The 25,026-nt window shown below is 72.8% G+C and carries 24 protein-coding genes, 1 rRNA gene, 3 pseudogenes and 1 other annotated feature; of the genes and pseudogenes, 20 read left to right on the top strand and 8 right to left on the bottom strand.

Annotated features, from left to right (window positions below; genetic code table 11):
• Nucleotides 1-676, bottom strand: a 676-nt coding sequence (locus tag EAO71_RS09865; protein ID WP_147979202.1) for an SDR family NAD(P)-dependent oxidoreductase, incomplete at its 3' end; no start/stop codon positions are given.
• 237 nt (nucleotides 677-913) lie between these two features.
• On the opposite strand from EAO71_RS09865, the gene EAO71_RS09860 reads away from it, so the two are divergent.
• From EAO71_RS09860 to EAO71_RS09850, 3 genes are all read left to right on the top strand, one after another.
• Nucleotides 914-2,071 carry a GAF domain-containing sensor histidine kinase gene (locus EAO71_RS09860; protein WP_147977378.1) on the top strand — a complete coding sequence of 386 codons (1,158 nt, stop codon included), beginning with the start codon at nucleotides 914-916 and terminating at the stop codon, nucleotides 2,069-2,071.
• On the top strand, nucleotides 2,064-2,708 hold the full coding sequence (locus tag EAO71_RS09855) for a response regulator (RefSeq protein ID WP_147977377.1): 645 nt from the start codon (nucleotides 2,064-2,066) through the stop codon (nucleotides 2,706-2,708). Before EAO71_RS09860 ends, EAO71_RS09855 begins: the two co-directional genes overlap by 8 nt.
• A gap of 161 nt (nucleotides 2,709-2,869) precedes the next feature.
• Nucleotides 2,870-3,109, top strand: coding sequence for a chaplin (locus EAO71_RS09850; RefSeq protein ID WP_147977376.1), 240 nt, complete (start codon nucleotides 2,870-2,872; stop codon nucleotides 3,107-3,109).
• Nucleotides 3,110-3,257: 148 nt separating this feature from the next.
• On the opposite strand, the gene EAO71_RS09845 is transcribed toward EAO71_RS09850, so the two are convergent.
• Nucleotides 3,258-4,043, bottom strand: a complete 786-nt coding sequence (locus EAO71_RS09845; RefSeq protein ID WP_147977375.1) for a hypothetical protein — start codon at nucleotides 4,041-4,043, stop codon at nucleotides 3,258-3,260.
• A gap of 210 nt (nucleotides 4,044-4,253) precedes the next feature.
• Here EAO71_RS09845 and EAO71_RS09840 point away from each other — a divergent pair, with 210 nt between their 5' ends.
• The 4 genes from EAO71_RS09840 (at nucleotide 4,254) to EAO71_RS09825 (ending at nucleotide 7,479) form a co-directional block, all read left to right on the top strand.
• Nucleotides 4,254-5,051 carry an ABC transporter ATP-binding protein gene (locus EAO71_RS09840; RefSeq protein ID WP_147977374.1) on the top strand — a complete coding sequence of 266 codons (798 nt, stop codon included), beginning with the start codon at nucleotides 4,254-4,256 and terminating at the stop codon, nucleotides 5,049-5,051.
• A 90-nt stretch (nucleotides 5,052-5,141) separates the two neighbouring features.
• Entirely contained in the window at nucleotides 5,142-5,570 is a 429-nt protein-coding gene (locus EAO71_RS09835) for an NfeD family protein (protein ID WP_147977373.1), read from the top strand.
• 93 nt (nucleotides 5,571-5,663) lie between these two features.
• Nucleotides 5,664-6,623 (top strand): SPFH domain-containing protein, encoded by a 960-nt coding sequence (locus EAO71_RS09830; protein ID WP_147977372.1) that lies wholly within the window; start codon nucleotides 5,664-5,666, stop codon nucleotides 6,621-6,623.
• Nucleotides 6,624-6,705: 82 nt separating this feature from the next.
• The gene (locus EAO71_RS09825; RefSeq protein ID WP_187282627.1) at nucleotides 6,706-7,479 is read left to right on the top strand and encodes a sulfite exporter TauE/SafE family protein; all 774 of its coding nucleotides are present in this window, start codon (nucleotides 6,706-6,708) and stop codon (nucleotides 7,477-7,479) included.
• An 83-nt stretch (nucleotides 7,480-7,562) separates the two neighbouring features.
• Here EAO71_RS09825 and EAO71_RS09820 read toward each other — a convergent pair whose 3' ends face one another.
• The 3 genes from EAO71_RS09820 to EAO71_RS09810 all read right to left on the bottom strand — a co-directional run bounded on the left by EAO71_RS09820 (nucleotide 7,563) and on the right by EAO71_RS09810 (nucleotide 9,679).
• Nucleotides 7,563-8,075: an HNH endonuclease gene (locus tag EAO71_RS09820; RefSeq protein ID WP_147977371.1), complete on the bottom strand. Its 513-nt coding sequence runs from the start codon at nucleotides 8,073-8,075 to the stop codon at nucleotides 7,563-7,565.
• A gap of 167 nt (nucleotides 8,076-8,242) precedes the next feature.
• The gene (locus EAO71_RS09815; RefSeq protein WP_147977370.1) at nucleotides 8,243-8,779 is read right to left on the bottom strand and encodes a YbhB/YbcL family Raf kinase inhibitor-like protein; all 537 of its coding nucleotides are present in this window, start codon (nucleotides 8,777-8,779) and stop codon (nucleotides 8,243-8,245) included.
• Between the two features lie 117 nt (nucleotides 8,780-8,896).
• Entirely contained in the window at nucleotides 8,897-9,679 is a 783-nt protein-coding gene (locus EAO71_RS09810; RefSeq protein ID WP_147977369.1) for a sporulation protein, read from the bottom strand.
• A 94-nt stretch (nucleotides 9,680-9,773) separates the two neighbouring features.
• On the opposite strand from EAO71_RS09810, the gene EAO71_RS09805 reads away from it, so the two are divergent.
• The 5 genes and pseudogenes from EAO71_RS09805 to EAO71_RS09780 all read left to right on the top strand — a co-directional run.
• Complete coding sequence (locus tag EAO71_RS09805) at nucleotides 9,774-10,415, top strand: DNA-3-methyladenine glycosylase (protein WP_147977368.1); 642 nt, start codon at nucleotides 9,774-9,776, stop codon at nucleotides 10,413-10,415.
• Nucleotides 10,416-10,858: 443 nt separating this feature from the next.
• Nucleotides 10,859-11,186 (top strand) — a sequence feature (23S ribosomal RNA rRNA prediction is too short).
• 109 nt (nucleotides 11,187-11,295) lie between these two features.
• Nucleotides 11,296-11,412, top strand: a 5S ribosomal RNA gene (gene rrf, locus EAO71_RS09795).
• Nucleotides 11,413-12,363: 951 nt separating this feature from the next.
• A pseudogene (locus EAO71_RS40280) lies at nucleotides 12,364-12,702 on the top strand (DEAD/DEAH box helicase); the annotation flags it as partial.
• Between the two features lie 351 nt (nucleotides 12,703-13,053).
• A pseudogene (locus tag EAO71_RS40275) lies at nucleotides 13,054-13,593 on the top strand (hypothetical protein); the annotation flags it as partial.
• 1 nt (nucleotide 13,594) lies between these two features.
• Nucleotides 13,595-14,062, top strand: a pseudogene (locus tag EAO71_RS09780) (hypothetical protein); the annotation flags it as partial.
• 118 nt (nucleotides 14,063-14,180) lie between these two features.
• Here the strand turns inward: EAO71_RS09780 and EAO71_RS09775 are convergent.
• Nucleotides 14,181-15,467, bottom strand: a complete 1,287-nt coding sequence (locus tag EAO71_RS09775; RefSeq protein WP_147977367.1) for a DUF1015 domain-containing protein — start codon at nucleotides 15,465-15,467, stop codon at nucleotides 14,181-14,183.
• An 84-nt stretch (nucleotides 15,468-15,551) separates the two neighbouring features.
• On the opposite strand from EAO71_RS09775, the gene EAO71_RS09770 reads away from it, so the two are divergent.
• A complete protein-coding gene (locus EAO71_RS09770; protein WP_147977366.1) occupies nucleotides 15,552-16,595 on the top strand; it encodes an HAD-IIA family hydrolase in 1,044 nt (347 codons plus the stop codon).
• A gap of 211 nt (nucleotides 16,596-16,806) precedes the next feature.
• Complete coding sequence (locus EAO71_RS09765; protein WP_147977365.1) at nucleotides 16,807-17,661, top strand: ABC transporter ATP-binding protein; 855 nt, start codon at nucleotides 16,807-16,809, stop codon at nucleotides 17,659-17,661.
• 223 nt (nucleotides 17,662-17,884) lie between these two features.
• Here the strand turns inward: EAO71_RS09765 and EAO71_RS09755 are convergent, their stop codons facing one another.
• Complete coding sequence (locus EAO71_RS09755; protein ID WP_147977364.1) at nucleotides 17,885-18,232, bottom strand: SCP2 sterol-binding domain-containing protein; 348 nt, start codon at nucleotides 18,230-18,232, stop codon at nucleotides 17,885-17,887.
• A gap of 42 nt (nucleotides 18,233-18,274) precedes the next feature.
• On the opposite strand from EAO71_RS09755, the gene EAO71_RS38660 reads away from it, so the two are divergent.
• The 6 genes from EAO71_RS38660 to EAO71_RS09720 all read left to right on the top strand — a co-directional run bounded on the left by EAO71_RS38660 (nucleotide 18,275) and on the right by EAO71_RS09720 (nucleotide 24,520).
• Entirely contained in the window at nucleotides 18,275-18,724 is a 450-nt protein-coding gene (locus EAO71_RS38660) for a hypothetical protein (RefSeq protein WP_261992076.1), read from the top strand.
• Between the two features lie 7 nt (nucleotides 18,725-18,731).
• Nucleotides 18,732-19,547, top strand: coding sequence for a TlyA family RNA methyltransferase (locus EAO71_RS09740; RefSeq protein ID WP_147977363.1), 816 nt, complete (start codon nucleotides 18,732-18,734; stop codon nucleotides 19,545-19,547).
• On the top strand, nucleotides 19,544-20,461 hold the full coding sequence (locus EAO71_RS09735) for an NAD kinase (RefSeq protein WP_147977362.1): 918 nt from the start codon (nucleotides 19,544-19,546) through the stop codon (nucleotides 20,459-20,461). The genes EAO71_RS09740 and EAO71_RS09735 overlap by 4 nt, the downstream gene beginning before the upstream one ends.
• 299 nt (nucleotides 20,462-20,760) lie before the next feature.
• Nucleotides 20,761-22,488 carry a DNA repair protein RecN gene (recN, locus tag EAO71_RS09730; RefSeq protein ID WP_147979199.1) on the top strand — a complete coding sequence of 576 codons (1,728 nt, stop codon included), beginning with the start codon at nucleotides 20,761-20,763 and terminating at the stop codon, nucleotides 22,486-22,488.
• A gap of 112 nt (nucleotides 22,489-22,600) precedes the next feature.
• Nucleotides 22,601-23,347, top strand: coding sequence for a hypothetical protein (locus tag EAO71_RS09725; protein WP_147977361.1), 747 nt, complete (start codon nucleotides 22,601-22,603; stop codon nucleotides 23,345-23,347).
• Nucleotides 23,348-23,437: 90 nt separating this feature from the next.
• Entirely contained in the window at nucleotides 23,438-24,520 is a 1,083-nt protein-coding gene (locus tag EAO71_RS09720; protein ID WP_147977360.1) for a glycosyltransferase family 4 protein, read from the top strand.
• Nucleotides 24,521-24,594: 74 nt separating this feature from the next.
• Here the strand turns inward: EAO71_RS09720 and EAO71_RS09715 are convergent.
• Nucleotides 24,595-25,026 (bottom strand): PucR family transcriptional regulator (locus EAO71_RS09715; RefSeq protein ID WP_147979198.1); only part of this gene is annotated, 432 nt, incomplete at its 5' end.

The raw sequence follows: 25,026 nt of genomic DNA, 5'->3' as shown, positions 1-25,026 counted from the left end.
CGCCCGCGACGTACCGCCCGCTCGGCGGCCTGCGCTCCAGAAGAGAGAGGAGGGCGGGCACCACCGACTCCGGGTCCGGCCGCGCGTCCGTGTCGTCCGGCACCGCCGCCGCGTACAGGTCCGTGGCCATGTCCCCCGGGTCCACCGCCCACACCCGCAGCGCCGGCTCCTCCACCGCCAGCACCGCCGCCAGCCGCTCAAGCGCCGCCTTCGAGGCCCCGTACCCGCCCCACGTCTCGTACGCCTCCACCGCCGCGTCCGAACCGACCGCGACCACCGCCCCGGCCCCGCTCGCCCGCAGCAGCGGCAAGCCCTCCTGCACGAGACCCAGCGCCGCCACCACGTTCGTCTCCAGCGCCACCCGCAGTCCGTCCAGCGGCTGCTCCGCCAGCCGCACCAGCGGCTCCGCGCCCAGCGCGCTCGCGTTGCTCACCAGCAGGTCGAGACCGCCCAGCTCCCGGGCCGCCGCCACCAGCTCCCGGCGGTGCGCCGGGTCCGTGACGTCCCCGGCCAGCGCCACCACCCGGCCTCCCCGCGCCCGGGCCGCCCGGGCGCTCTCCTCCAGCACCTGTGCCGTCCGGGCGTCCAGCACCAGGTCCCAGCCCCGCTCGGCCAGCGCGCCGGCCAGCGCCCGCCCCAGCCCCTTCGACGCTCCCGTAACGATCGCGACAGTCATGACGTCCATCCCCTCGGGTACCGGCTTCCGCCTCGATGCCCCCAGCCTCCGCCCGGGCCGCCGTCCGCCGCCTCGTCCGCGGGCCCGGACCGGGCACGGCACTTCGACCTAGGTCCTGTGCGGGCGTTCCTCGCGGGCCCGAGGAGACCGCCCGGACAGGACCTAGTCCGGTGGTCGGGGGCCGGAGCCGTCCCCGGACGGATACGCACCGTCACACCTCACCGGTACGGTGAGTCCATGAGTCACCGACCCGGCTCCGGCCTCGCCGCCGTGAGCACCGCGCTGCTGGCGATGAGCCGCCACCTGGAGGTGCGCGACGTCCTCAAGACGATCGTCGCCTCCGCGCGCGAGCTCCTCGACGCCGAGTACGCGGCCCTGGGCGTGCCGGACGACCACGGCGGCTTCGCCCAGTTCGTGGTCGACGGCGTCAGCGACGAGCAGTGGCGGGCCATCGGCCCGCTGCCCCGCCAGCACGGCATCCTCGCCGCCATGCTCCACAAGGCCGAGCCCGAGCGGCTCGCCGACGTCCGCGAGGACCCGCGCTTCGAGGGCTGGCCGGCCGCGCACCCCGAGATGTCCGACTTCCTCGGCCTGCCCATCCAGGACGGCGAGGAGACGATCGGCGCCCTCTTCCTGGCGAACAAGCGCTGCCGCGGGGCCGCCCCCGAGGGCGACGGCGGCTGCGGCTTCACCGCGGACGACGAGGCACTGCTCTCGATCCTCGCCCAGCACGCCGCCATCGCCCTGACCAACGCCCGCCTGTACGAACGCAGCCGCGAACTCACCATCGCCGAGGAGCGCTCGCGCCTGGCCCACGAGCTGCACGACGCCGTCAGCCAGAAGCTCTTCTCGCTCCGGCTCACCGCCCAGGCCGCCGCCGCCCTCGTCGACCGCGACCCGGCCCGCGCCAAGGGCGAGCTCCAGCAGGTCGCCGAGCTCGCCGCCGAGGCCGCCGACGAGCTGCGCGCCGCCGTCGTGGAGCTGCGCCCCGCCGCGCTGGACGAGGACGGCCTCGTGCACACCCTGCGGACGCAGATCCAGGTCCTGGACCGGGCCCACAGCGCGCGGGTCACCTTCGACAGCCCCGGCATGCGGGCCCTGCCCGCCGCCCAGGAGGAGGCCGTCCTCCGGGTCGCGCAGGAGGCCCTGCACAACGCGCTGCGGCACGCCGAGCCCGCCGCCGTCACGGTCACCCTCGTCCGGCGGGGCCCGGGCGCGCTGCTCACCGTCCGCGACGACGGCAAGGGCTTCGACCCCCGCACGGTCCGCAGCGCCGGGCGGCACCTCGGACTGGTCTCCATGCGGGACCGCGCCGGTGGTGTCGGCGGCCGGCTCACCGTGACATCGGCGCCCGGCCGAGGCACCACGATCGAGATGGAGGTCCCCGGTGGCTGACAAGACCATTCGCGTCCTGCTGGTCGACGACCACCAGGTCGTCCGCCGCGGCCTGCGGACCTTCCTGGAGGTCCAGGACGACATAGAGGTCGTCGGCGAGGCCGCCGACGGCGCCGAGGGCGTCGCACGGGCGGAGGAGCTGCGGCCCGACGTCGTCCTGATGGACGTCAAGATGCCCGGCATGGACGGCATCGAGGCCCTGCGGAAGCTGCGCGAGCTGGCCAACCCGGCCCGCGTGCTGATCGTCACCAGCTTCACCGAGCAGCGCACGGTGATCCCCGCGCTGCGCGCGGGCGCCTCGGGATACGTCTACAAGGACGTGGACCCCGACGCACTGGCCGGCGCCATCCGCTCCGTGCACGCCGGGCACGTGCTGCTGCAGCCCGAGGTGGCGGGGGCGCTGCTCTCGCAGGACGAGGCGCCGAGCGGTACGGGCCGCGGGTCGACCCTCACGGAACGCGAGCGGGAGGTGCTCGGCCTGATCGCGGACGGCAGGTCCAACCGGGAGATCGCGCGGGCCCTGGTCCTCTCCGAGAAGACGGTCAAGACGCACGTCTCGAACATCCTCATGAAGCTCGATCTGGCGGACCGGACCCAGGCCGCGCTGTGGGCGGTCCGGCACGGACTCACCACCTGACCCGCGGGGGAGGGAACGGAGAGGGGGAGAGGTACTTCCGTTCCCTTCTTCATACCGTCGGGTGTATGTCCCCCGTTCGGCGCAACCCGGCGGGGGTGACGGCGTTCTCCATGGCGTGCTGCGACGGCCCGGTCGCAGCGAATACCAGGAGGATCCCGAAAGTGAACAAGCTCAAGAAGGCCGCAGCCCTGACCATGGTCGCCGGCGGCATCGTCGCCGCCGGTGCGGGTGTGGCCTCCGCCGACGCGGACGCCCACGGCCAGGCCCTCAACTCGCCGGGCGTCGCCTCCGGCAACCTGGTGCAGGTCCCGGTCCACGTCCCCGTGAACGTCTCGGGCAACACGATCAACGTGATCGGCCTGCTCAACCCGGCCTTCGGCAACAGCGCCCTCAACGGCTGACGCCACCCGAAACGGCCCGGCCCCCGGACGATCCCCCCGGAGGCCGGGCTTCACCGTGCCCCGGCACGACCGCCCCCGGGCGCCCGCCAGGCCGGGACCGGGCACCCGCGCTCACCGTCGAGGAGTCGAGCCGCCCGGCCCCCGCGCCTCAGAGCTCCCGTTCCCGTTCCTCCACGTACGCGTTGTACGCCGCGACCTGCGCCCGGCGCGCGACCCGCTCCACCGGCCGGAGCGCGGCACCCCGCGCGGCCATCTCCGAAGCGCTCACCGCGCCCCCGTGCCCCCCGCCGTACGCCAGGCCGACCAGCAGGCCGATCCGCTGCGCCAGCTCCAGGACCCGCACCGCACGCGGCGGATAGCCGGGGGCAAGGACCTCCCGGCCCGCCTCCGCGCGCGCCCGGTACGCCTCCCGCGCCGCGTCCGCCACCGGACCGGAGGCCGCCACGTCCAGTTTCGTCAGCACCGCCGTCGCGTCGCGCAGCGCCRCCGCCAGCTCGCGCTCCGCCTCACTCAGGGACGGCACGTCCGCGGGCGGCGCCTCCCGCACGGTCAGGCAGTGCCACACGACCTCCACGTGCACGTCCCCCGCCGGGCCCGCCTCCGTGACCTCCGGCACCAGACCGTACGGCGCCCCGAAACCGACCGCCGCCTCCTCCGCCTCCAGCGCCCGCGCGTTGAACTCCGGCGGTCCGCTCAGCCCCAGGGGATGGCCCGGCGCGGGCAGCGCCACCCGCCACCCGGTCACCCCGAGCACCCGCAGCCGTCCCAGCGCCAGCGTCAGCCCGACCGGCCCCGCCTCACCCGGCAGCCCCTCGACGCGGTGCACCGCGTCCTCCCCGACAATGGCCAGCGCCGCCTCGTCCGGCGACACCGCCCCGGCCGACAGGGCATTGCCCCAGGCGGCCAGACGTCCTGAGCGTGGTTCCGAAAGCATGCCCCCAGATTAGAGGCCGGCCGTCGCGGGGCCCACGGCGTCCGGCACCGCGCCTCGCGCCGCCCCGCACCGGAACAAGGGGGGCCGCCGGACCCAAGAGACGACCTGAGGACCGCCCCGCTCCGTCAGTGGCGTAGGTTTTCCCTGGACGCCGCGCCCGCAGGCGCAAGGCGACGACACGACTCGACCGCAAGGGGAGACAACGCGCTCATGAGCGATGTACTGGAGCTGGTGGACGTATCCGTGGTCCGCGACGGACGGGCTCTGGTGGACGAGGTCTCCTGGTCGGTCAAGGAGGGTGAGCGCTGGGTCATCCTCGGCCCCAACGGCGCCGGCAAGACCACCCTGCTCAACATCGCCTCCAGCTACCTCTTCCCGTCCACCGGCACCGTCCGGGTCCTGGGCGAGCAGCTCGGCGGCGTCGGCACGGACGTCTTCGACCTCCGCCCCCGGATCGGCATGGCCGGCATCGCCATGGCGGAGAAGCTCCCCAAGCGCCAGACCGTTCTGCAGACCGTCCTCACCGCCGCCTACGGCATGACCGCCACCTGGCACGAGGACTACGACGCCGTCGACGAGGAGCGCGCCCGCGCCTTCCTCGACCGCCTCGGCATGACCGAGTACCTCGACCGCAGGTTCGGCACCCTGTCCGAGGGCGAGCGCAAGCGCACCCTCATCGCCCGCGCCATGATGACCGACCCCGAGCTCCTCCTCCTGGACGAGCCCGCCGCCGGCCTCGACCTCGGCGGCCGCGAGGACCTGGTCCGCCGCCTCGGCCGCCTGGCCCGGGACCCGTACGCGCCCTCCATGATCATGGTCACCCACCATGTCGAGGAGATCGCGCCCGGCTTCACCCACGTCCTGATGATCCGTCAGGGCAAGGTGCTCGCCGCCGGCCCGATGGAGACCGAGCTGACCTCGCGCAACCTCTCGCTCTGCTTCGGTCTGCCGCTCGTCGTCGAGCACGTCGGAGACCGCTACACCGCCCAGGGCCTCCCCCTCAAGTAGCCCCTCCCGGCAGCCGGTTGAACCGGGCGTCGCGTCCCCGCACAGCGCCGCGCCCTGTCCCCGGCCCTCCCGCCGCCCTACCATGACCACGTGGACATCGACGCGTGGGTCTGGTGGCTGATCGGCGCGGTGGGACTGGGCATTCCGCTCGTCCTGACCGCGATGCCCGAATTCGGCATGTTCTCCGTCGGCGCGATCGCCGGAGCCGTGACCGCCGGTCTCGGCTTCGGCATCGTCGCGCAGGTGATCGTCTTCGTCGCCGTGTCGGTGGCGCTCCTCGCGGTCGTCCGCCCCATCGCGGCCCGCCACCGCAACGGGCCACCGGGGCACGCCAGCGGCATCGACGCCCTGAAGGGCCGTCAGGCCGTCGTCCTGGAACGGGTCGACGGCAGCGGCGGCCGCATCAAGCTCGCCGGCGAGGTCTGGTCCGCCCGGACGCTCGACGCCGGACAGGCCTTCGAGGCCGGTGAACAGGTCGACGTCGTCGACATCGACGGGGCGACCGCCGTGGTCATGTGACCGAACCCCCCACGCGACGGCGCGTGGTCTGGGAAACTCGATCATCGGAACCAAACCGGCAGTCAACCGGCAGCGAAGGGCACGGGGAACACGATGTCAGCAGTCATCATCGTCCTGATCATTCTGGTGGTGCTTGTCTTCATCGCCCTGATCAAGACGATCCAGGTCATCCCGCAGGCGAGCGCCGCCATCGTGGAGCGCTTCGGACGCTACACCCGCACGCTCAACGCCGGACTGAACATCGTCGTCCCGTTCATCGACTCGATCCGCAACCGGATCGACCTGCGTGAACAGGTCGTCCCCTTCCCGCCGCAGCCGGTGATCACCCAGGACAACCTGGTCGTCAACATCGACACCGTCATCTACTACCAGGTGACCGACGCCCGCGCCGCGACCTACGAGGTCGCCAGCTACATCCAGGCCATCGAGCAGCTCACCGTCACCACCCTCCGCAACATCATCGGCGGCATGGACCTGGAGCGGACCCTCACCTCCCGCGAGGAGATCAACGCGGCCCTGCGCGGTGTCCTCGACGAGGCCACCGGCAAGTGGGGCATCCGCGTCAACCGCGTCGAGCTCAAGGCGATCGAGCCCCCGACCTCCATCCAGGACTCGATGGAGAAGCAGATGCGCGCCGACCGCGACAAGCGCGCCGCGATCCTCACCGCCGAGGGCATCCGCCAGTCCCAGATCCTCACCGCCGAGGGCGAGAAGCAGTCCGCGATCCTCCGCGCCGAGGGTGAGGCCAAGGCCGCCGCCCTGCGCGCCGAGGGCGAGGCCCAGGCCGTCCGCACGGTCTTCGAGGCGATCCACGCCGGCGACCCCGACCAGAAGCTGCTCTCCTACCAGTACCTCCAGATGCTCCCGAAGATCGCCGAAGGCGACGCCAACAAGCTCTGGATCGTCCCCAGCGAGATCGGCGACGCCCTCAAGGGCCTCTCGGGTGCCTTCGGCAACCTCGGCGGCGGCGCACCCGGCTTCAACACCGGTGCCGTGCCCGGCAGCCGCACCGGCACCGAGACCGAACGCCGCGAACAGCCCCCGGTTGACTGACACATACACGCAGTCGTGCATGATCGGTGCGAGCCCCTCGACCCTCACGGGCGGGGAGGCGACTCACTGACCATGTAAGGAGATGGCGTTGTCCATCTGGGAGATCCTGGCAGTCTTCGCGGCCGGCGTCGGAGCCGGCACCATCAACACGATCGTCGGATCGGGAACGCTGATCACGTTCCCCGTCCTGCTCCTCACCGGACTCCCCCCGGTGACGGCCACCGTCTCCAACGCCCTCGGCCTGATCCCCGGCTCCATCAGCGGCGCCATCGGCTATCGCGCGGAACTCAAGGGCCAGCGCCGCCGGATCCTGCGCCTCGGCGGCGTCGCCGCGATCGGCGGACTCGCCGGCGCCGTCCTCCTGCTCATGCTGCCGCCCCGGGCCTTCGAGACGATCGTCCCCGTCCTCGTCGCCCTCGCCCTGGTCCTCGTCATCCTCCAACCACGGCTCTCCCGGGCCGTCCAGGCCCGCCGCGAACGCACCGGCAGCCCCGGCGACCCCGACGGCGGCCCCCTGCTGCTGACCGGACTCCTCCTCGCCAGCGTCTACGGCGGCTACTTCACCGCGGCCCAGGGGATCATCTACCTCTCCCTGATGGGCATGCTCCTCGCGGACACCCTCCAGCGACTGAACGCCGTCAAGAACGTCCTCGCCGCGATCGTCAACAGCATCGCCGCGCTCTTCTTCCTCTTCGTCGCCGCATTCGACTGGACCGCCGTCGTCCTCATCGCCGTCGGCTCCGCCATCGGCGGCCAGATAGGAGCCAAGGTCGGACGCCGCCTGCCGCCCGCCGCCCTGCGCGGGTTCATCGTCGCCGTCGGCACGGTCGCCATCGTGCAACTCCTGCTGCGCTGAGGGTTCCCGCACCGGCCTGCGCACGACGAGGGCCCGTCTCCCCGAAGGGAAGCGGGCCCACACACCTCCATCGCACCCGGCCGTCAGGCCGCCGAAGCCGCGGCCGACAGCCACTGCGGCAGCTCGGACCGCTCACCGGCCCGCAACGCCAGCAGCATCGCGTCGGCCGGCGTCGGCACGAACGGCTCGTGCAGCAGCGGCATCCCCGCCTGCTCCGGCGTCCGGTCCGCCTTGCGGTGGTTGTCCTCGGCGCAGGACGCGACCGTGTTCAGCCAGCTGTCCCCGCCCCCCTGCGCCCGCGGCACCACGTGGTCCACGGTCGTCGCCCGCTTCCCGCAGTACGCGCACCGGTGCTGGTCCCGTACCAGGACACCCCGCCTCGACCACGGAGCCTGTCTTCGGAAGGGCACCCGCACGTACCGGCACAGCCTGATCACCCGGGGCACCGGCAGATCGACGGCGGCACCCCGCATGCGCAGACCGGGATGCTCCTGCTCGACGACGGCCTTGTCCTGCAGGACAAGCACCACCGCACGGTTGAGTGTGACCGTAGAAAGCGGCTCGAAGCTCGCGTTCAGAACCAGCGTGTCCCGCATTGTGCCCACCTCCCGTGTGCCGGCCCAGCCCCCGTGGCAGGGCTTCCGGGCTTGGATCAACTCTGGCCGGGCGCGCCGGGTTGGACAACGCAATATCCGTGCGGAACGAAAAGATGCCCGCTTCTGATCTCTCCAAGACCAGAAGCGGGCAAACAACAAACGAACGCTCAGCTCCCCGCGGGAGCGGTGTACTCGGCCAGCAACTGGGCCCGCCCCAACGAGTGGAACCGCAGGTTGAAGCCCACCGCCGCGGCCGACGCGTCCGCGTCCGGGCCGAGCCTCTCCTGATCCACCGCGTACACCGTGAACACGTAGCGGTGGTTCTCGCCGGCCGGCGGCGCGGCCCCGCCGAAGTCCTTCGACCCGTAGTCGTTGCGGACCTGCACCGCGCCCGCGGGCAGCCCCTCGAACGACCCCGAGCCCGCACCCGCGGGCAGCTCGGTGACGGACGCCGGGATGTCGAACACCACCCAGTGCCAGAAACCGCTGCCGGTCGGCGCGTCCGGGTCGAAGCAGGTGACGGCGAAGCTCTTCGTCCCCGCCGGGAAGCCCTCCCAGCTCAGCTGCGGCGAGAGGTTCCCCTCCGCGTACACCTGAGCGTCCTTCAGCACCCCGCCCGGCACGATGTCGTCGCTCACCACGGTGAACGCCGGCACCGGCGGATGGAAGTCGTGAGGGAGCGGCGCCCTCTTCCCCTCGGCCACGTCTGAACCTCCGTATCGACTGCGTACGTTCCGTACGGGCCGAGCCTAGGCGGTGTCCTGCGGGTCTCGGCGGTCCGCCGGCCCCACCCGGGGCCCCGACCCCCGGCCGGGCGATCCCTACAGCCAGTTGCGCTTGCCGCCGACGTCGGCCAGCCACTGGTTCAGGTACGCGGCCCAGTCGGTGGTGTGGAAGTCCTGCAGACCCACCTTGAACGAGCGGAACGAGTCGCTGCCCTCGCTGAACAGCCCCGGCTTCTTGTCCATCTCCAGCACGACGTCCATCTCGCGGTCGTCCGCGACGAAGCTGACCTCGACCTGGTTCAGCCCCCGGTACTGCTGCGGCGGGAAGAACTCGATCTCCTGGTAGAACGGCAGCCGCTGCCGGGTCCCGCGGATGTGCCCGCGCTCCATGTCCGCGCTCTTGAAGCGGAAGCCCAGCTGGATGAACGCGTCGAGGATCGCCTGCTGCGCCGGCAGCGGGTGCACGTTGATCGGGTCCAGGTCACCGGAGTCCACCGCGCGCGCGATCTCCAGCTCGGTGGTGACACCGATGTTCATGCCGCGCAGCTGCTGCCCCGCGATCGCCGTGACCGGGGTCTCCCAGGGGATCTCCAGCCCGAACGGCACGACGTGCACCGCACCGGCCTTCACCTCGAAGGCACCGCCGAGCCGGACCTTGACGAACTCGATGTCCTGCTTGAGCTCCTGGTCACCGCCCTCGACCTCGACCCGGGCCTGCAGCCCGACGGACAGCCCCTCGATCTGCTGGTCGACCGAACCACCCTGGATCCGCACCTCGCCCTGGACGACTCCGCCGGGGACGACGTTCTCCTCGGTGAGCACCGTCTCCACGGACGCGCCGCCGGCGCCCAGGCTCGCGAGCAGCTTCTTGAATCCCATGTCCACTCCTTCTTGGTCCTGACCCCTACATACGCGCGACGACCGTAGCCGGTTCCCGCGGGCCCGCCGGGCACCCCTACTAGGCTCGGGCGCCATGAGCGAGAGCCCCGACCGTACGCCGCTCCCGAGGGCCTTCTTCGACCGCCCCGTCCTGGAGGTCGCCCCCGACCTGCTCGGTCGCACCCTCGTACGGACGGCGGGCGCGAGCCGGATCGAGCTGCGGCTCACGGAGGTGGAGGCGTACGCCGGCGCCATCGACCCCGGCTCCCACGCCTTCCGGGGCCGCACCGCCCGCAACGCGGTCATGTTCGGTCCACCCGGACACGCGTACGTCTACTTCACCTACGGCATGTGGCACTGCCTCAACCTGGTGTGCGGACCCGAGGGCCACGCCGGGGGCGTACTGCTCCGGGCGGGGGAGATCCTCGTCGGCGCCGACGAGGCCCGCCGCCGTCGACTCTCGGCCCGCCACGACAAGGAACTCGCCAAAGGCCCGGCCCGACTCGCCACCGCCCTCGACGTGGCCCTGTCCCTGAACGGCGCCGACGTCTGCGCCGGCCCCGAGGCACCCCTCTCCCTGCGTGCCGGCACCCCGCCCGCCTCCGACCAGGTACGCAGCGGCCCCCGGACGGGCGTCGGCGGCGACGGGGCCCCGCACCCCTGGCGGTTCTGGATCGACGACGACCCGACGGTCAGTCCGTACCGCGCCCACACGCCCCGCCAGAGAAGGTCTTGACTCAACTTGACTTGGATGCTGCGGACGCCTAACGTAGCCCGAGCCGCTTGAGACGGATCGTGCTTGTCAGAGCACTCCGGAGCGGCCATCCACTACCTACGACGAACCCCGACGGGGCCTATTTCGGCATGCCGAAATCGGATTCGAATGGCTCGATTATGAGTCGCCGGGGAATTCGGCTAAAGTAGTGAACACGCCGGAAGGGCCCGGAGCGAAAGCGAATGGGACCGGAAAGCACCGAGGAAATCGGGTCGGAAAGATCTGATAGAGTCGGAAACGCAAGACCGAAGGGAAAAGCCCGGAGGAAAGCCCGAGAGGGTGAGTACGAAGGAAGCGTCCGTTCCTTGAGAACTCAACAGCGTGCCAAAAATCAACGCCAGATTAGTTGATACCCCGTCCATCTTCGGATGGTCGAGGTTCCTTTGAAGTCCTACTGGCCCTTGTGGCAGGTAGGCAAAAAACACAGCGAGGACGCTGTGAACGACCGGTCCTAGCGCGTAGGAATATTGAGAAGGGCTGTCCCTAGTACGAGAGGACCGGGACGGACGAACCTCTGGTGTGCCAGTTGTCCTGCCAAGGGCATGGCTGGTTGGCTACGTTCGGGAGGGATAACCGCTGAAAGCATCTAAGCGGGAAGCCTGCTTCGAGATGAGTATTCCCACCTCCTTGAGAGGGTAAGGCTCCCAGTAGACGACTGGGTTGATAGGCCGGATGTGGAAGCCCAGTAATGGGTGGAGCTGACCGGTACTAATAGGCCGAGGGCTTGTCCTCAGTTGCTCGCGTCCACTGTGTGGTTCCCGGGTTGCGAACAGTCGCACCGGTTGAACCAGTTTCACTACTTAATTGAAGAGTGTGCTTGTTCGCTAGAACCCGATAGGGTTTCGGTGGTCATAGCGTTAGGGAAACGCCCGGTTACATTCCGAACCCGGAAGCTAAGCCTTTCAGCGCCGATGGTACTGCAGGGGGGACCCTGTGGGAGAGTAGGACGCCGCCGAACAATCTTTCAGGACCCTTGGTCCCAGCGTMKACGCTGGGACCAAGGGTCCTTTTTGTTTTTGCCTTGAATTTCTCGAAGCGCGTCGGTGTGCCGGCTGCGCGAGAATGACTGCAGTACCCGAAGACAGGAGTCACGTCGATGTCCACCAACTCTCCCGACGATCGTCCGGAGCGCGAGCCGCGTCGTAGGGACGGTGGCGAGCGGGGCGGTTTCCGCCGTGACGACCGTCGTGACGACAGCCGCGGTGGTAGCGGTGGCGGCTTCCGCCGTGACGACCGACCCCGCGACGACCGCCGTGATGACCGTCGTGACGACCGTCCGTCGTTCCGTCGCGATGACCGTCGTGATGACAACCGCGGTGGTAGCGGTGGCGGTTTCCGTCGCGATGACAGCCGCGGTGGTAGCGGTGGCGGTTTCCGTCGCGATGACAGCCGTGGTGGTAGCGGTGGCGGTTTCCGTCGCGATGACAGCCGTGGTGGTAGCGGTGGCGGTTTCCGTCGCGATGACAGCCGTGGTGGTAGCGGCGGTGGCTTCCGTCGTGACGACAGCCGTGGTGGTAGCGGCGGTGGCTTCCGTCGTGACGACAGCCGTGGTGGCAGTGGCGGCGGTTTCCGTCGTGACGACAGCCGTGGTGGTAGCGGCGGTGGCTTCCGTCGTGACGACAGCCGTGGTGGTAGCGGCGGCGGTTTCCGTCGCGATGACCGTCGTGACGACAGCCGTGGTGGCAGTGGCGGTGGTTTCCGTCGTGACGACAGCCGCGGTGGTAGCGGTGGCGGTTTCCGTCGCGATGACCGTCCGTCCTTCCCCCGTGACGAGCGCCGTGACGACCGTCCGTCGTTCCGTCGCGACGAGCGCCGTGACGACAACCGTGGCGGCGGTTTCCGTCGGGACGACCGTCCGTCGTTCCCCCGTGACGACCGCCGCGACGACAACCGCGGTGGTGGCTTCCGCCGCGAGGACCGTCGGGACGACAACCGCGGTGGCGGTTTCCGCCGTGACGACCGTCCCCGCGACGACCGTCGGGACGACCGTCCGTCGTTCCGTCGTGACGAGCGCCGTGACGACAACCGTGGCGGCGGTTTCCGCCGTGACGACCGTCCCCGCGACGACCGTCGGGACGACCGTCCGTCCTTCCCCCGTGACGAGCGCCGTGACGACAACCGCGGTGGCGGTTTCCGTCGCGATGACCGTCCCCGCGACGACCGTCGGGACGACCGTCCGTCGTTCCGTCGTGACGAGCGCCGTGACGACAACCGTGGCGGCGGTTTCCGTCGCGATGACCGTCCTCGTGACGACCGTCGGGACGAGCGCCCGTCGTTCCGCCGCGATGACCGTCCCCGTGACGACCGCCGCGACGACAACCGTGGCGGTGGCTTCCGTCGGGACGACCGTCCGTCGTACCCCCGCGACGACCGCCGTGACGACCGCCCCCGCGGCCCCCGCCGTGACGACAGCCGTGGCGGTGGCTTCCGCGGGCGTGACGACCGCCGCGATGACAGCCGTGGTGGCGGCTACCGCGGCCGCGACGACCGGGGTGGCTACGGGCGCCGTGACGACCGCGACCGGGACCGTCCGGAGCGCGCGCCGATCAAGCGGCTGCCGATTCCCGCGGAGGTCACCGGTGAGGAGATCGACCAGGACGTGCGGCAGGAGCTGCTGAGCCTGCCCAAGGGCCTTGCCGAGGACGTCGCCCGCAACCTCGTCATGGTCGCCAACCTGATCGACGAGGACCCCGAGCAGGCGTACGAGTACTCCCGCATCGCCCTGCGGCTCGCCTCCCGTGTCGCCGCCGTCCGCGAGGCCGCCGGCTTCGCCGCCTACGCGACGCAGAAGTACTCCGAGGCGCTGGCCGAGTTCCGGGCCGCGCGGCGGATGTCCGGCAGCGTCGAGCTGTGGCCCGTCATGGCCGACTGCGAGCGCGGCATGGGCCGTCCCGAGCGGGCGCTGGCGATGGCCGGTGAGCCCGAGGTGCAGAAGCTGGACAAGGCCGGGCAGGTCGAGATGCGGCTGGTGGCCGCCGGTGCCCGCCGGGACATGGGGCAGCTCGACGCCGCCATCGTGACCCTGCAGAGCTCCGAGCTCGCCTCCAGCGCCGTCCACCCGTGGACCGCGCGGCTGCGGTACGCCTACGCCGACGCGCTGCTGGCGGCCGGGCGTGAGAACGAGGCGCGTGAGTGGTTCCCAGCTCGACGCCGCCATCGTGACCCTGCAGAGCTCCGAGCTCGCCTCCAGCGCCGTCCACCCGTGGACCGCGCGGCTGCGGTACGCCTACGCCGACGCGCTGCTGGCGGCCGGGCGTGAGAACGAGGCGCGTGAGTGGTTCGCCAAGGCGCTCGAGTCCGACAAGGACGGTGCCACGGACGCCTCCGACCGCCTCGCCGAGATGGACGGTGTCGAGTTCGTCGACGCCATCGACGAGCTGGACTCGTCCGAGGATGTCGTCGGGATCGACGACCTCGACCTCGATGAGGCCGATGAGGCCGACGAGGTCGAGCAGGCCGACGACCTCGACGAGGAGGGCCTCGACGAGGAGGTTCTCGCCGACGAGCGCGACGCCGACGACCTGGACGAGTACCGCGACGCGGACGACCAGGACGACGACCGGGACGCCGACGACGACCGCGAGGACGACGCGGACCGCAAGAGCTGACGTCGTGTGACGAAGGGCGGCACCCCCTCGGGGGTGCCGCCCTTCGTCGTGTCCGGAGACCGTGTCCGGAGACCGCGTCCGGCGACCGGGTGCAGGGAGGGGTCCGTCCGGACAGGAGCTAGTCCAGTGCCAGGCTCCTGAGGACCAGGCCCGTCGCCGGCTTGGGGCCGAAGGAGGTCGACTTGCGGGGCATGGTGACGCCCTGCCGCGCCAGGTCGCGTACGACCTCCTCGCGGACCGGGTGCATGAGCACCGCCGTGCCTCCGCGTCGCTCGGCCTGGGCGACGGCCGCCTCGGTGTCGTGGATGTAGCTGATGTCCTCGGGGGCGTCCGGGATGCGCCACACGTGGTCCAGGAGCGTGGCGTGCAGCACCGTCGCGTCCAGGGTCCGCCAGGCCTCGGGACGGTCGGTGCGGACCGTCCGGGCGAGCAGCTCGGGTGCCGGCCGGTCGACGAGGTGGAAGGCCCCGTCACCGGCCAGCAGGAAGGCGTTGCCGTCGGCCGCGGCGGCCGCCAGGGACTCCACGGCGGTGGACAGCGGTCCGTCGAGCCGCCGGACCCGGAAGTCGTCGCCGAGGGCGGCCAGCGCGTCGGCGACGGGAAGGCGGTTGAGGAGGCGGTGGATGGCGCGGACCCGGAGTGGGTACCGCGCGGTGTCGATGAGGAGGACGAGGCCGTAGTTCCACGGGCTGGGGGAGACGTGCTCCTCGCGCAGTCGCAGGTACGTGGCCCAGCGGTGGTGGCCGTCGGCGATCAGGGCCTGGTGACCGGCGAGGCCCGCGGAGACCGCCGCCAGCTCGGCCGGGTCGGTGATGGACCAGAGGCGGTGGCTGAAGCCGTCCTCGGTGGTCGTGGCGAGCAGGGGCTCGCCGCGGACGACCCGCTCGATGACCTCGGCGGCCGCGTCGCCGTTGCCGCGGTAGGTGAGGAGGAGCGGCTCCAGATTGGCGGCCGTGGTCCGCATCAGCGCGGCCCGGTCCTCGACGACGTGCGGCATCACGTCCTCGTGCGGGAGCACGAGGCCCTCGTCCGGAGTGGACAGCTCCAGGGCGCCGATGACACCGCGCTGGAGGATGCCGTCACCGCTCTGCTCGTACACGTACAGCGCGGGTTCGGGGTCCGGGGCCAGGACGCCGTCGGCGATCCAGCGGTCCAGGGTGACGGCGGCCTTGCGGTGACGGGTGCCGGCGGTGATGGCCTGCGGAAGGATCAGCCGGACGATGTTGTGCGGATCGGCCGACTCCAGGTGGTGCAGCCCGTCGGGCCGCACGACGACGTCGTACGGCGGGGAGGTCACGGCGGCCAGGCTGCCGACCCGTTCGGGCACGTAGCGGAGCCCCCGGAACGGGACGAGACGCAGACCGTCGGCGCGGACGTCATCGGCCGCGGGACCTGAGGTGTTCATTACGCAATCGTAAGTGCGGGGTGGCAATGAGCGATGATCGGGGGCGGCGGGGTACCAGCGTGGTGATGTGAGGAGTACGAGGTCATGGGTGACGTCGGCCGGGTTCGGCAGGGCAGGGAGCGGACGGGCGGCAGCGCGCGGGCGCTGAGCGAGGCGTACGACACGGCGCTGCTGGATCTGGACGGGGTGGTGTACGCGGGCGGGGAGGCCATCCCGTACGCGGTCGAGGCGCTGGGCGCGGCGCGGACCGGCGGGATGCATCTGGCGTACGTCACCAACAACGCGCTGCGGACGCCGGACGCCGTGGCGGCGCACCTGACGGAGCTGGGTGTGCCCGCCGTGGGCGCGGACGTCATCACGTCGGCCCAGGCGGTGGCCCGGCTGATCGCCGACGAGGTGCCGGCGGGCTCGCGCGTGCTGGTGATCGGCGGGGAGGGGCTGCGGGTGGCGCTGCGCGAGCGCGGCCTGGAGCCGGTGGAGTCGGCGGACGACGATCCGGCGGCGGTGGTGCAGGGCTACGGCGGTCCCGAGCTGCCGTGGGGGCGGTTCGCGGAGGCGAGCTACGCGGTGGCGCGTGGTGTGCCGTGGTACGCCTCGAACACGGACCTGACGATTCCCGGGGCGCGCGGGATCGGGCCGGGCAACGGGGCGGCGGTGGAGGTCGTGCGGATCGCCACCGGGGCCGAGCCGAAGGTGGCGGGCAAGCCCCTGCCTCCCATGCACCGTGAGACGGTGCTGCGGACCGGCGCCGAGCGCCCGCTCGTGGTGGGGGACCGGCTGGACACCGACATCGAGGGCGCGTTCAACGGCGGCGTGGACTCCTTGCTGGTGCTGACCGGGGTGACGGACGTGGCCCAGCTGCTCGCGGCGGTGCCCGAGCACCGGCCGACGTACGTCGACGCGGACCTGCGCGGGCTGCTGACCGGGCAGCCCGAGGTCGACGCGGACGGGGACGGGTTCGCGTGCGGGGGCTGGACGGCCTCCGTGAGCGGCGGAGCGCTCGTCCTGGAGGGCGGCGGCGACGCGCTGGACGGCGTACGGGCGCTGTGCGCGGCGGCCTGGACCGACGCGGGCGCGGGGGCGTGCGGCCTGGACGCGGGGAAGGCGCTGGAGCGGCTGGGACTCTGACCGGGATGCCGAAGCGCCCCTTCCCTTCCGGTACTGAGGAAGCGGAGGGGCGCACACGCGTCCGGCCGAAAATGGGAGGGTAGGCTAACCTAACCACGCTGGTGGTGGGCGCGACCGGGCACGCGGCCGACGGGAACGCCGAGAACACCGCCGAGAACGCCGCCGAGAACGCCGCCGAGAACAAGCCGAGAAGAACGTCGGGAGTACGGGCATGAACGGTCAGCCTCAGCGGCTCAGCGCGGACGCGGTCACCCTCGCGTACGACCGGCGGACCATCGCCCGCGACCTGTCCGTGGCGATCCCCGACAACTCCTTCACGGTCATCGTCGGCCCCAACGCCTGCGGCAAGTCGACGCTGCTGCGCGCCCTGTCCCGGATGCTCAAGCTGTCCGAGGGACGCGTCCTGCTCGACGGCCAGTCCATCCACTCCCTGCCGGCCAAGAAGGTCGCCAGGACCCTCGGCCTGCTTCCCCAGTCGTCCGTCGCGCCCGACGGCATCACGGTCGCCGACCTGGTCGGCCGTGGGCGCTACCCGCACCAGGGCCTGCTCCGGCAGTGGTCCGCGGAGGACCAGCGGGTCGTCGAGGAGGCGATGGCGGCGACCGGCGTCGCCGAGCTGGCCGACCGGTACGTCGACGAGCTCTCCGGCGGTCAGCGCCAGCGCGTGTGGATCGCGATGGCGCTCGCCCAGCAGACCCCGCTGCTCCTGCTCGACGAGCCGACGACCTTCCTCGACATCCAGCACCAGATCGACATCCTCGACCTGTGCGCCGAACTGCACGAGACCCAGGGCCGGACCCTCGTCGCCGTGCTGCACGACCTGAACCAGGCCGCCCGGTACGCCACCCACCTCATAGCCGTCCGCGACGGCGAGGTGGTGGCCGAGGGGCCGCCCTCGGAGGTCGTGACGGCCGAACTCGTCGAGCGGGTATTCGGGCTGCGCTGCCAGGTCATCGAGGACCCGGAGACGGGCACGCCGCTGGTCGTTCCGGCGGGCCGCAAGGCCCGCGCGCGGCAGCCCGGGCCGACCGGCGCGCCGGTACCGGAACCGGCGCTGCGGAAGTGACGGCCACCGCGGGCGGCCGGGGTGCCGCGGCCGGTCCTCCGGGCCTGCCCATCGGCGCCCCCGGCCTCTCGTGGACGCGACGGTGGACCGGGCCGCGGCCGTGACCCGGGTGCGCTTCCCGGAGCAACCGGAGCTACAGGAGCGACCGGACCTACAGGAGCGACCGGACCTACAGGAGCGAGCGGAGCTACAGGAGCGAGCGGAGCTACAGGAGCGACCGGAGCTACAGGAGCGAGCGCAGCCGTAGCAGGTCGCGGAAGCCGGCCTCCAGCTTGACCCGGCCCGAAGCCCACGCCTTCGCGAAGTTCAGCTCTCCGCCGACCATCGCCACGAGGTCGTCCCCCGTCATGGCCAGCCGGATCTGCGCCTTGGATCGCGGCGGGCCCGCCACCGTGTCCTGGACCTCGATCCGGCCGTCCGCCAGACGGCCGGTGAAGGTCGTGTCCAGGTCCGTGATGTGGCAGCTCAGGGTGCGGTCGAACGCGGCCGCGCCGCGCACCTCGCCGTCCGCCCGCGCCAGGTTGTCCGAAAGTCTGTCGAGCGCGCTGCGGCACTCCGTGATCGTCGCCATCGCGCTCGACCGTACCGCAGGGCTTCGCGATAGCGTCGGGGCATGAGCGACGTGACACCGGACCCGGAGGGCAGCGGAACCGGTCCGGAGGACACCGGCCAGGTCCCCGGGAACACCGGGCAGGCCCCCGGGAACACCGGGCAGGTCCCCGGGAACACCGGGCAGGCCCCCGGGAACACCGACCCCGGTCGGGATCGTCCCGCGCCCGCCGCCACGGAGGCGGGCCGGCCCGAGGAGCCGTCCGGACCCGGACAGGACGCGGCCTTCGAGCCCGCCGCCCCCGCGCCCCTCGGGGTGGTGCGGGTGCCCACCGGACACCCGCGGGTCGACCCCCTCCTCGACCGGCTCGGGGACGCCGACCACCTCGCGGCGGACGGACACCTGGAGGTGTACGAGGATGTACACCGTGGGCTGCGCGACGAGCTGACCTCGCTCGACGCCGTCCGCCCGGGGCCCGGCCCCGCACCCGACCCGCACAACCACAGGAGCTGAACCGAACGTGGCAGGAGTGGCACGCCGCCGTCTCGACGCCGAGCTGGTACGCCGCAAGCTGGCGCGCTCGCGCGAGCACGCCGGCCAGCTGATCGCCGCCGGGCGGGTGACCGTCGGCAAGACCGTCGCGACCAAGCCCGCCACCCAGGTCGAGACCGCGGCGGCCATCGTCGTCGCCAAGGACGACAACGACCCCGACTACGTCTCGCGCGGGGGCCACAAGCTGGCCGGCGCCTTCGCCGCCTTCGTGCCCCTGGGACTGGCGATCGAGGGCCSGCSGGCCCTCGACGCGGGCGCCTCGACCGGCGGCTTCACCGACGTCCTGCTGCGGGCGGGCGCGGCCGAGGTCGTCGCCGTGGACGTCGGCTACGGCCAACTCGCCTGGTCGCTGCAGAGCGATGAACGCGTCGTCGTGAAGGACCGTACTAACGTGCGCGAGTTGACGCTCGACCTGATCGACGGCAAGCCCGTCGACCTGGTCGTCGGGGATCTCTCCTTCATCCCGCTCGGCCTCGTCCTGCCCGCGCTGGCAGGCTGCACCGCCCCGGACGCCGATCTCGTCCTGATGGTGAAGCCCCAGTTCGAGGTGGGCAAGGAGCGTCTCGGCACCGGCGGTGTCGTGCGCAGCCCGGAGCTGCGTGCCGACGCCGTCCGGAACGTGGCGCGGCAGGCGGCCGGGTTGGGACTCGGGGTCCTGGGCGTCACGGCCAGCCCGCTGCCCGGCCCTTCGGGCAACGTCGAGTACTTTCTGTGGCTGCGGGCAGGGGCGCCCGCACTTGATCCGGCGGATGTCGACCGCGCCGTGGCGGAAGGACCTCGTTGAGCTCAGCGACCGCACCATCTGACACTCGTACCGTCTTCCTGCTCGCACACACAGGCCGGCCGGCCGCCGTGCGCAGCGCCGAGCTCGTCGTGCTCGGGCTGCTGCGCAGCGGGATCGGCGTCCGCGTCCTGGAGGCGGAGGCGGCCGACCTGCCGCTGCCGCCGTCCGTGGAGTCGGTCCCGGAGGCGTGCTCCGACGCCCTGGAGGGCTGCGAGCTGCTCGTCGTGCTCGGAGGGGACGGGACGCTGCTGCGCGGCGCCGAGTTCTCCCGGGCCTCGGGCGTACCGATGCTCGGCGTCAACCTGGGCCGGGTCGGCTTCCTCGCCGAGGCCGAGCGCGACGACCTCGACAAGGTCGTGGACCGGGTCGTCACCAAGGCGTACGAGGTCGAGGAGCGGATGACCCTCGACGTCGTCGTGTACGAGAACGGCGACGTGCTGCACCGCGACTGGGCGCTCAACGAGGCGGCCGTGCAGAAGGTCTCGCCGGAGCGGATGCTCGAGGTCGTGTTCGCGATCGACGGGCGGCCGGTGACCGGGTTCGGCTGCGACGGCGTCATCTGCGCGACGCCGACCGGCTCGACGGCGTACGCGTTCTCGGCGGGCGGCCCGGTGATCTGGCCCGAGGTCGAGGCGCTGCTGATGGTCCCCATCGGGGCGCACGCGCTCTTCGCCAAGCCGCTGGTGACGACGCCGGAGTCGGTGCTCGCCGTGGAGGTCGAGCCGCACACCCCGCACGGCGTCCTGTGGTGCGACGGGCGCCGGACCGTGGAACTCCCGGCCGGGGCCCGGGTGGAGGTCCGGCGGGGAGCCGTGCCGGTACGGCTCGCGCGCCTGCACCACGCGTCGTTCACGGACCGGCTGGTGGCCAAGTTCGCCCTTCCGGTCTCGGGCTGGCGAGGCGCACCGCACTAGGGCGTGTCGGCGAAAGTCCCGCCTGCCCCGCGACGCCTGGCACGCGCCCTCGCGGGGCYGGCGGGACTTTCGCATCACGCCCTGGGCAGGGCCGGCCCGGTCCCCGTCCGGCCGGGGCCGGGGCCCGTTCCCGGCCCGGCCGGCGCGCCCGCCGGGGCCGCTCCCTGCCCGGCCGCGCCGCCCGTCCCCACTCCCACGGGTGACAGCCACGCCTTTGACCTGCGGATTCGCCGTGTTCCGGCAGGGTCCGTCGCACAGCGGGGCCTGGACCTCGTAAGGTCTTCCCCGTGTTGGAGGAGATGCGGATACGGTCGCTCGGGGTCATCGACGACGCGGTGGTCGAGCTGTCACCCGGTTTCACCGCGGTGACGGGCGAGACCGGTGCGGGCAAGACCATGGTCGTGACCAGCCTGGGGCTGCTGCTCGGCGGGCGTGCCGACCCTGCCCTGGTGCGGATCGGCGCGGCGTCCGCCGTCGTCGAGGGGCGGATCAGCGTGCCCGCGGGCGCGGCCGCCGCCGTACGGGCCGAGGAGGCGGGCGCCGAGCTGGACGACGGCGTGCTGCTCGTCAGCCGGACCGTCTCGGCCGAGGGGCGCTCCCGGGCCCACCTCGGCGGGCGCTCCGTGCCCGTCGGCCTGCTCGCCGAGCTCGCCGACGAACTCGTCGCCGTGCACGGCCAGACCGACCAGCAGGGCCTGCTCAAGCCGGCCCGGCAGCGTGGTGCCCTCGACCGGTACGCGGGCGACGCCGTCGCCGTGCCGCTGGCCGCGTACGGAGAGGCGTACCGGCGGCTGCGCGCCGTCGCCACCGAACTCGACGAGATCACCACCCGCGCCCGCGAACGCGCCCAGGAGGCCGATCTGCTGCGCTTCGGCCTCGCCGAGATCGAGGCCGTCGAGCCGCGCCCCGGCGAGGACGTCGAACTGGCCGCCGAGGCCGAGCGGCTCGGGCACGCCGAGGCCCTCGCCTCCGCCGCCGCCCTCGCGCACGGCGCGCTGGCCGGCAACCCGGAGGATCCCGAGGGCGTGGACGCGACGACCCTGGTCGCGGGGGCGGGGCGCGCGCTGGAGGCCGTACGGTCGCACGACCAGGCGCTCGCCGGGCTCGCGGACCGCATGGGCGAGATCTCCATCCTGCTGTCCGACGTGGCCGGGGAGCTCGCCGGGTACGCCGACGACCTGGACGCCGACCCGCGGCGGCTCGCCGCCGTCGAGGAGCGCCGTGCGGCGCTGACCCAGCTCACCCGCAAGTACGGGGCCGACGTCGCCGGCGTACTGGCCTGGGCGGAGGAGAGCGCCTCCCGGCTCACCGAGCTGGACGGCGACGACGAGCGCATCGGCGAGCTGACGGCCGAACGCGACGAGCTGCGCACCGGCCTCTCGGCCCTCGCGCAGGCCCTCACGGACGCCCGCACGGAGGCGGCGGCGCGGTTCGCCGAGGCCGTCACGGCCGAACTCGCCTCGCTCGCCATGCCGCACGCGCGGGTGTCCTTCGACATCCGTCAGACGGAGACCACCGACGAGGCCGCGGGCGTCGAGGTCGGCGGACGGTCCGTGCTCTACGGACCCTCCGGCGCCGACGAGGTCGAGCTGCTGCTCGCCCCGCACCCGGGCGCCCCGCCGCGGCCGATCGCCAAGGGTGCCTCCGGGGGTGAGCTGTCGCGCGTCATGCTCGCGGTCGAGGTCGTCTTCGCGGGCACCGACCCGGTGCCGACGTACCTCTTCGACGAGGTCGACGCCGGTGTCGGCGGCAAGGCGGCCGTCGAGATCGGCCGCCGTCTCGCCAAGCTCGCCAAGTCGGCGCAGGTCGTCGTCGTCACCCACCTCCCGCAGGTCGCGGCCTTCGCCGACCGGCAGCTGCTGGTGGAGAAGACGAACGACGGGTCCGTGACCCGCTCCGGCGTGACCGTGCTGGAGGGCGAGGACCGGGTGCGCGAGCTGTCCAGGATGCTCGCCGGCCAGGAGGACTCCGAGACGGCCCGGGCGCACGCGGAGGAACTGCTCGCGACGGCACGCGCCGACGGCTGACGGCTCGACGGCCGACGGTCCCCGCGACGTCCGCGGAGACGGTCCTCGAGGCTGTCCCGCCCTCCTCCGTGCGCCCGCCGGGGATCACGGGACAGCCCTTAGGCTGGCCCGCATGATCGGGAGACTGGCCGGGACGGCCGTGGCGTTCGGTGCGGCGGCCGGGGTGACCCGTGCCGTGTACGCCGGACTGCGCCGGCGGCGCCCGGGCGAGCGGTTGCGGCGGACCAATCACGCGGGGCGGGGTGTCGACCTGTACGCCGGGCCGGCGACCGCGCTCGGCGCGGCGGCGGGTGCGCTCGGGGCCGGGAACGGGCCGGTCGCGTTCGCCGTGCTGGTCTCCGGCGCCTGCGGGGCCTACGACGACGTGGTGGGCGCCGGTGACGGGCGGCGCGGATTCCGGGCGCACCTCGGGGCGCTGCGGGACGGCGAGGTGACCAGCGGGGCCGTGAAGCTGTTCGGGATCGGTGCCGCCGGGCTGGCCGCCGGGGCGCTGCTGAAGGAGCGGCCGGTCGACCGGATCCTGGCGGGCGTGGTGATCGCGGGGACGGCTCATCTCGTCAACCTCGTGGACGTGGCGCCCGGGCGGGCCTCGCTCGCCGTGCTCGGGATCGCGGCGCCGGGGCTCCTGCGGGGCACGCTCGCCGCCGCCCCGCTGGGGGCGGCGCTCGCCGTGCTCGGCGACGACCTCGGCGAGCGCACCATGCTGGGGGACACCGGCGCGCACGCCCTGGGCGCGGCGGTCGGCGGCGCGATCGCCGCCGGGAACGGACGCTTCGGACTGGCCGTGCACGCGGCCGGGCTGGTCGCCGCCGCGGCGTGCGGGAACCGGATCAGCGAGTTGGCGCGCTCACCCGTGTGAGTGATACCGGCGGGGGAGTTGGGACGCGACGGGCGGGAACGAGGCGACTTCGGTGCCGGAACGTGCGTGCGGGCTGGCATCCTTGGGCGTGTGACACAGCTCCGTACGGTCCAAGTGCTGGGCGGCGGCAGCGCGGGCAGCAGCGCTCACGTCCGATCACTTGCCGCGGGGCTCGTGGCGAGGGGCGTACGCGTGACCGTGTGCGCCCCGGTCGAACTCGACCGCGCCTACGACTTCATCGGCGCCGGCGCGCACTTCGTGCCGGTGCCGCGCCGCAACGACCCCGCGACGGTCGCCGTGCTGCGCAACGCGTGCGTCGGCGCGGACGTCGTGCACGCGCACGGGCTGCACGCCTCGGTCCGGGCGACGCTGGCGCTGTCCGGCGGGGCGCGGACGCCGTCGCTCGTGACGACCTGGCACACCCGCAACCATGTGGACGGCGCGCGCGGCGGACTCCTGCGGCTGCTCGAACGCAGGACGGCGCGGACGGCCGCCGTCGTGCTCGGCACCTCTTCGGAACTGGTGGACCGGGCTCGCCGGCGCGGGGCGCGCGACGCCCGGCTCACACCGGTCACCGTGCCCGCCTCCCGCGCGCCTGTCTGCCTGCATGACGGCAAGGCGCGGGCGGAACTGGGCGCGGTGGACCGCCCGTTGCTGATGGCGGTCGGCGCGCTGGTGCCCGAGCGGGGCTACGGGATGCTGCTGGACGCGGCGCGGGAGTGGCGGGACCTCGACCCGCAGCCGCTGCTGGTCATCGCGGGCGAGGGACGTGAACGGGCCCTGCTGCAGCGGCGGATCGAGGTCGAAGGACTCGCGGTCCGGCTGATCGGCCGCCGCGACGACGTGGCGGAGCTGCTGGCGGCGGCGGACGTCGCGGTGCTCCCGTCGCGCTGGGAGGCCCGGTCCCTGCTGGCGCAGGAGGCGTTGCGGCTGGGTGTGCCGCTGGTCGCGACGGCGGTGGGCGGTGTGCCCGAACTGGTCGGTGACGCGGCGGAGCTGGTCCCGTGGGGTGACGCGCGGGCGCTCGCGGAGGCGGTGCGCCGCCTGCTGGAGGACGTGGACCGCCGGATGGACCTGGCGGCGGCGGGCCGGGTCCAGGCGGGCACCTGGCCCACGGAGGACGAGACGATCGCGCACGTCCTGAGCGTGTACGACGAGCTCGCTGGCCGGTAGCCGGCGGCGGGCCGCGCCCGCCGCCCGTCCCGCGCCGGCTGCCCGTCCCGCGCCCGCCGCCCGTCCGCGCCCCGTTACGTCGTGTGCCGCCGCGCCCGCAGGGCCAGGGAGAGGGCGAGGACCGTCTGCGGGTCGTCCAGGTCCGTGCCCAGCAGCTCGGAGATGCGGGCCAGGCGGTTGTACAGCGTCTGTCGGTTGAGATGGAGCTCCCGGGCGGTCTCCGCCTTCCGTCCCGCGTGCGCCAGATAGGTCTCCAGGGTGGGCAGCAGCGGCGGGCGCGAGGTGCGGTCGTGGTCCCGCAGCGGCCCGATCGCGCGGTCCACGAAGGCCGCCAGGTCCGGGTGGTCCCGCAGTCGCCACAGCAGCAGGTCGATGTCCAGGCGTCGCGCGTCGTACCAGGGCCGGTCGGTCAGCCCCTGCGCCGCCGTCGCCGTCTCCCCGGCGTGCCGCAGCGAGGCCGACGCGGCCGCCCAGCCGCCCGCGACGCCGACCACGACGACCGGGGG

This window comes from Streptomyces sp. MS191 (assembly GCF_008042125.1).
GTDB lineage: Bacteria > Actinomycetota > Actinomycetes > Streptomycetales > Streptomycetaceae > Streptomyces.
Note: the sequence above shows the minus strand (reverse complement) of the source record. Positions and strands in the feature narration are given on the sequence as shown.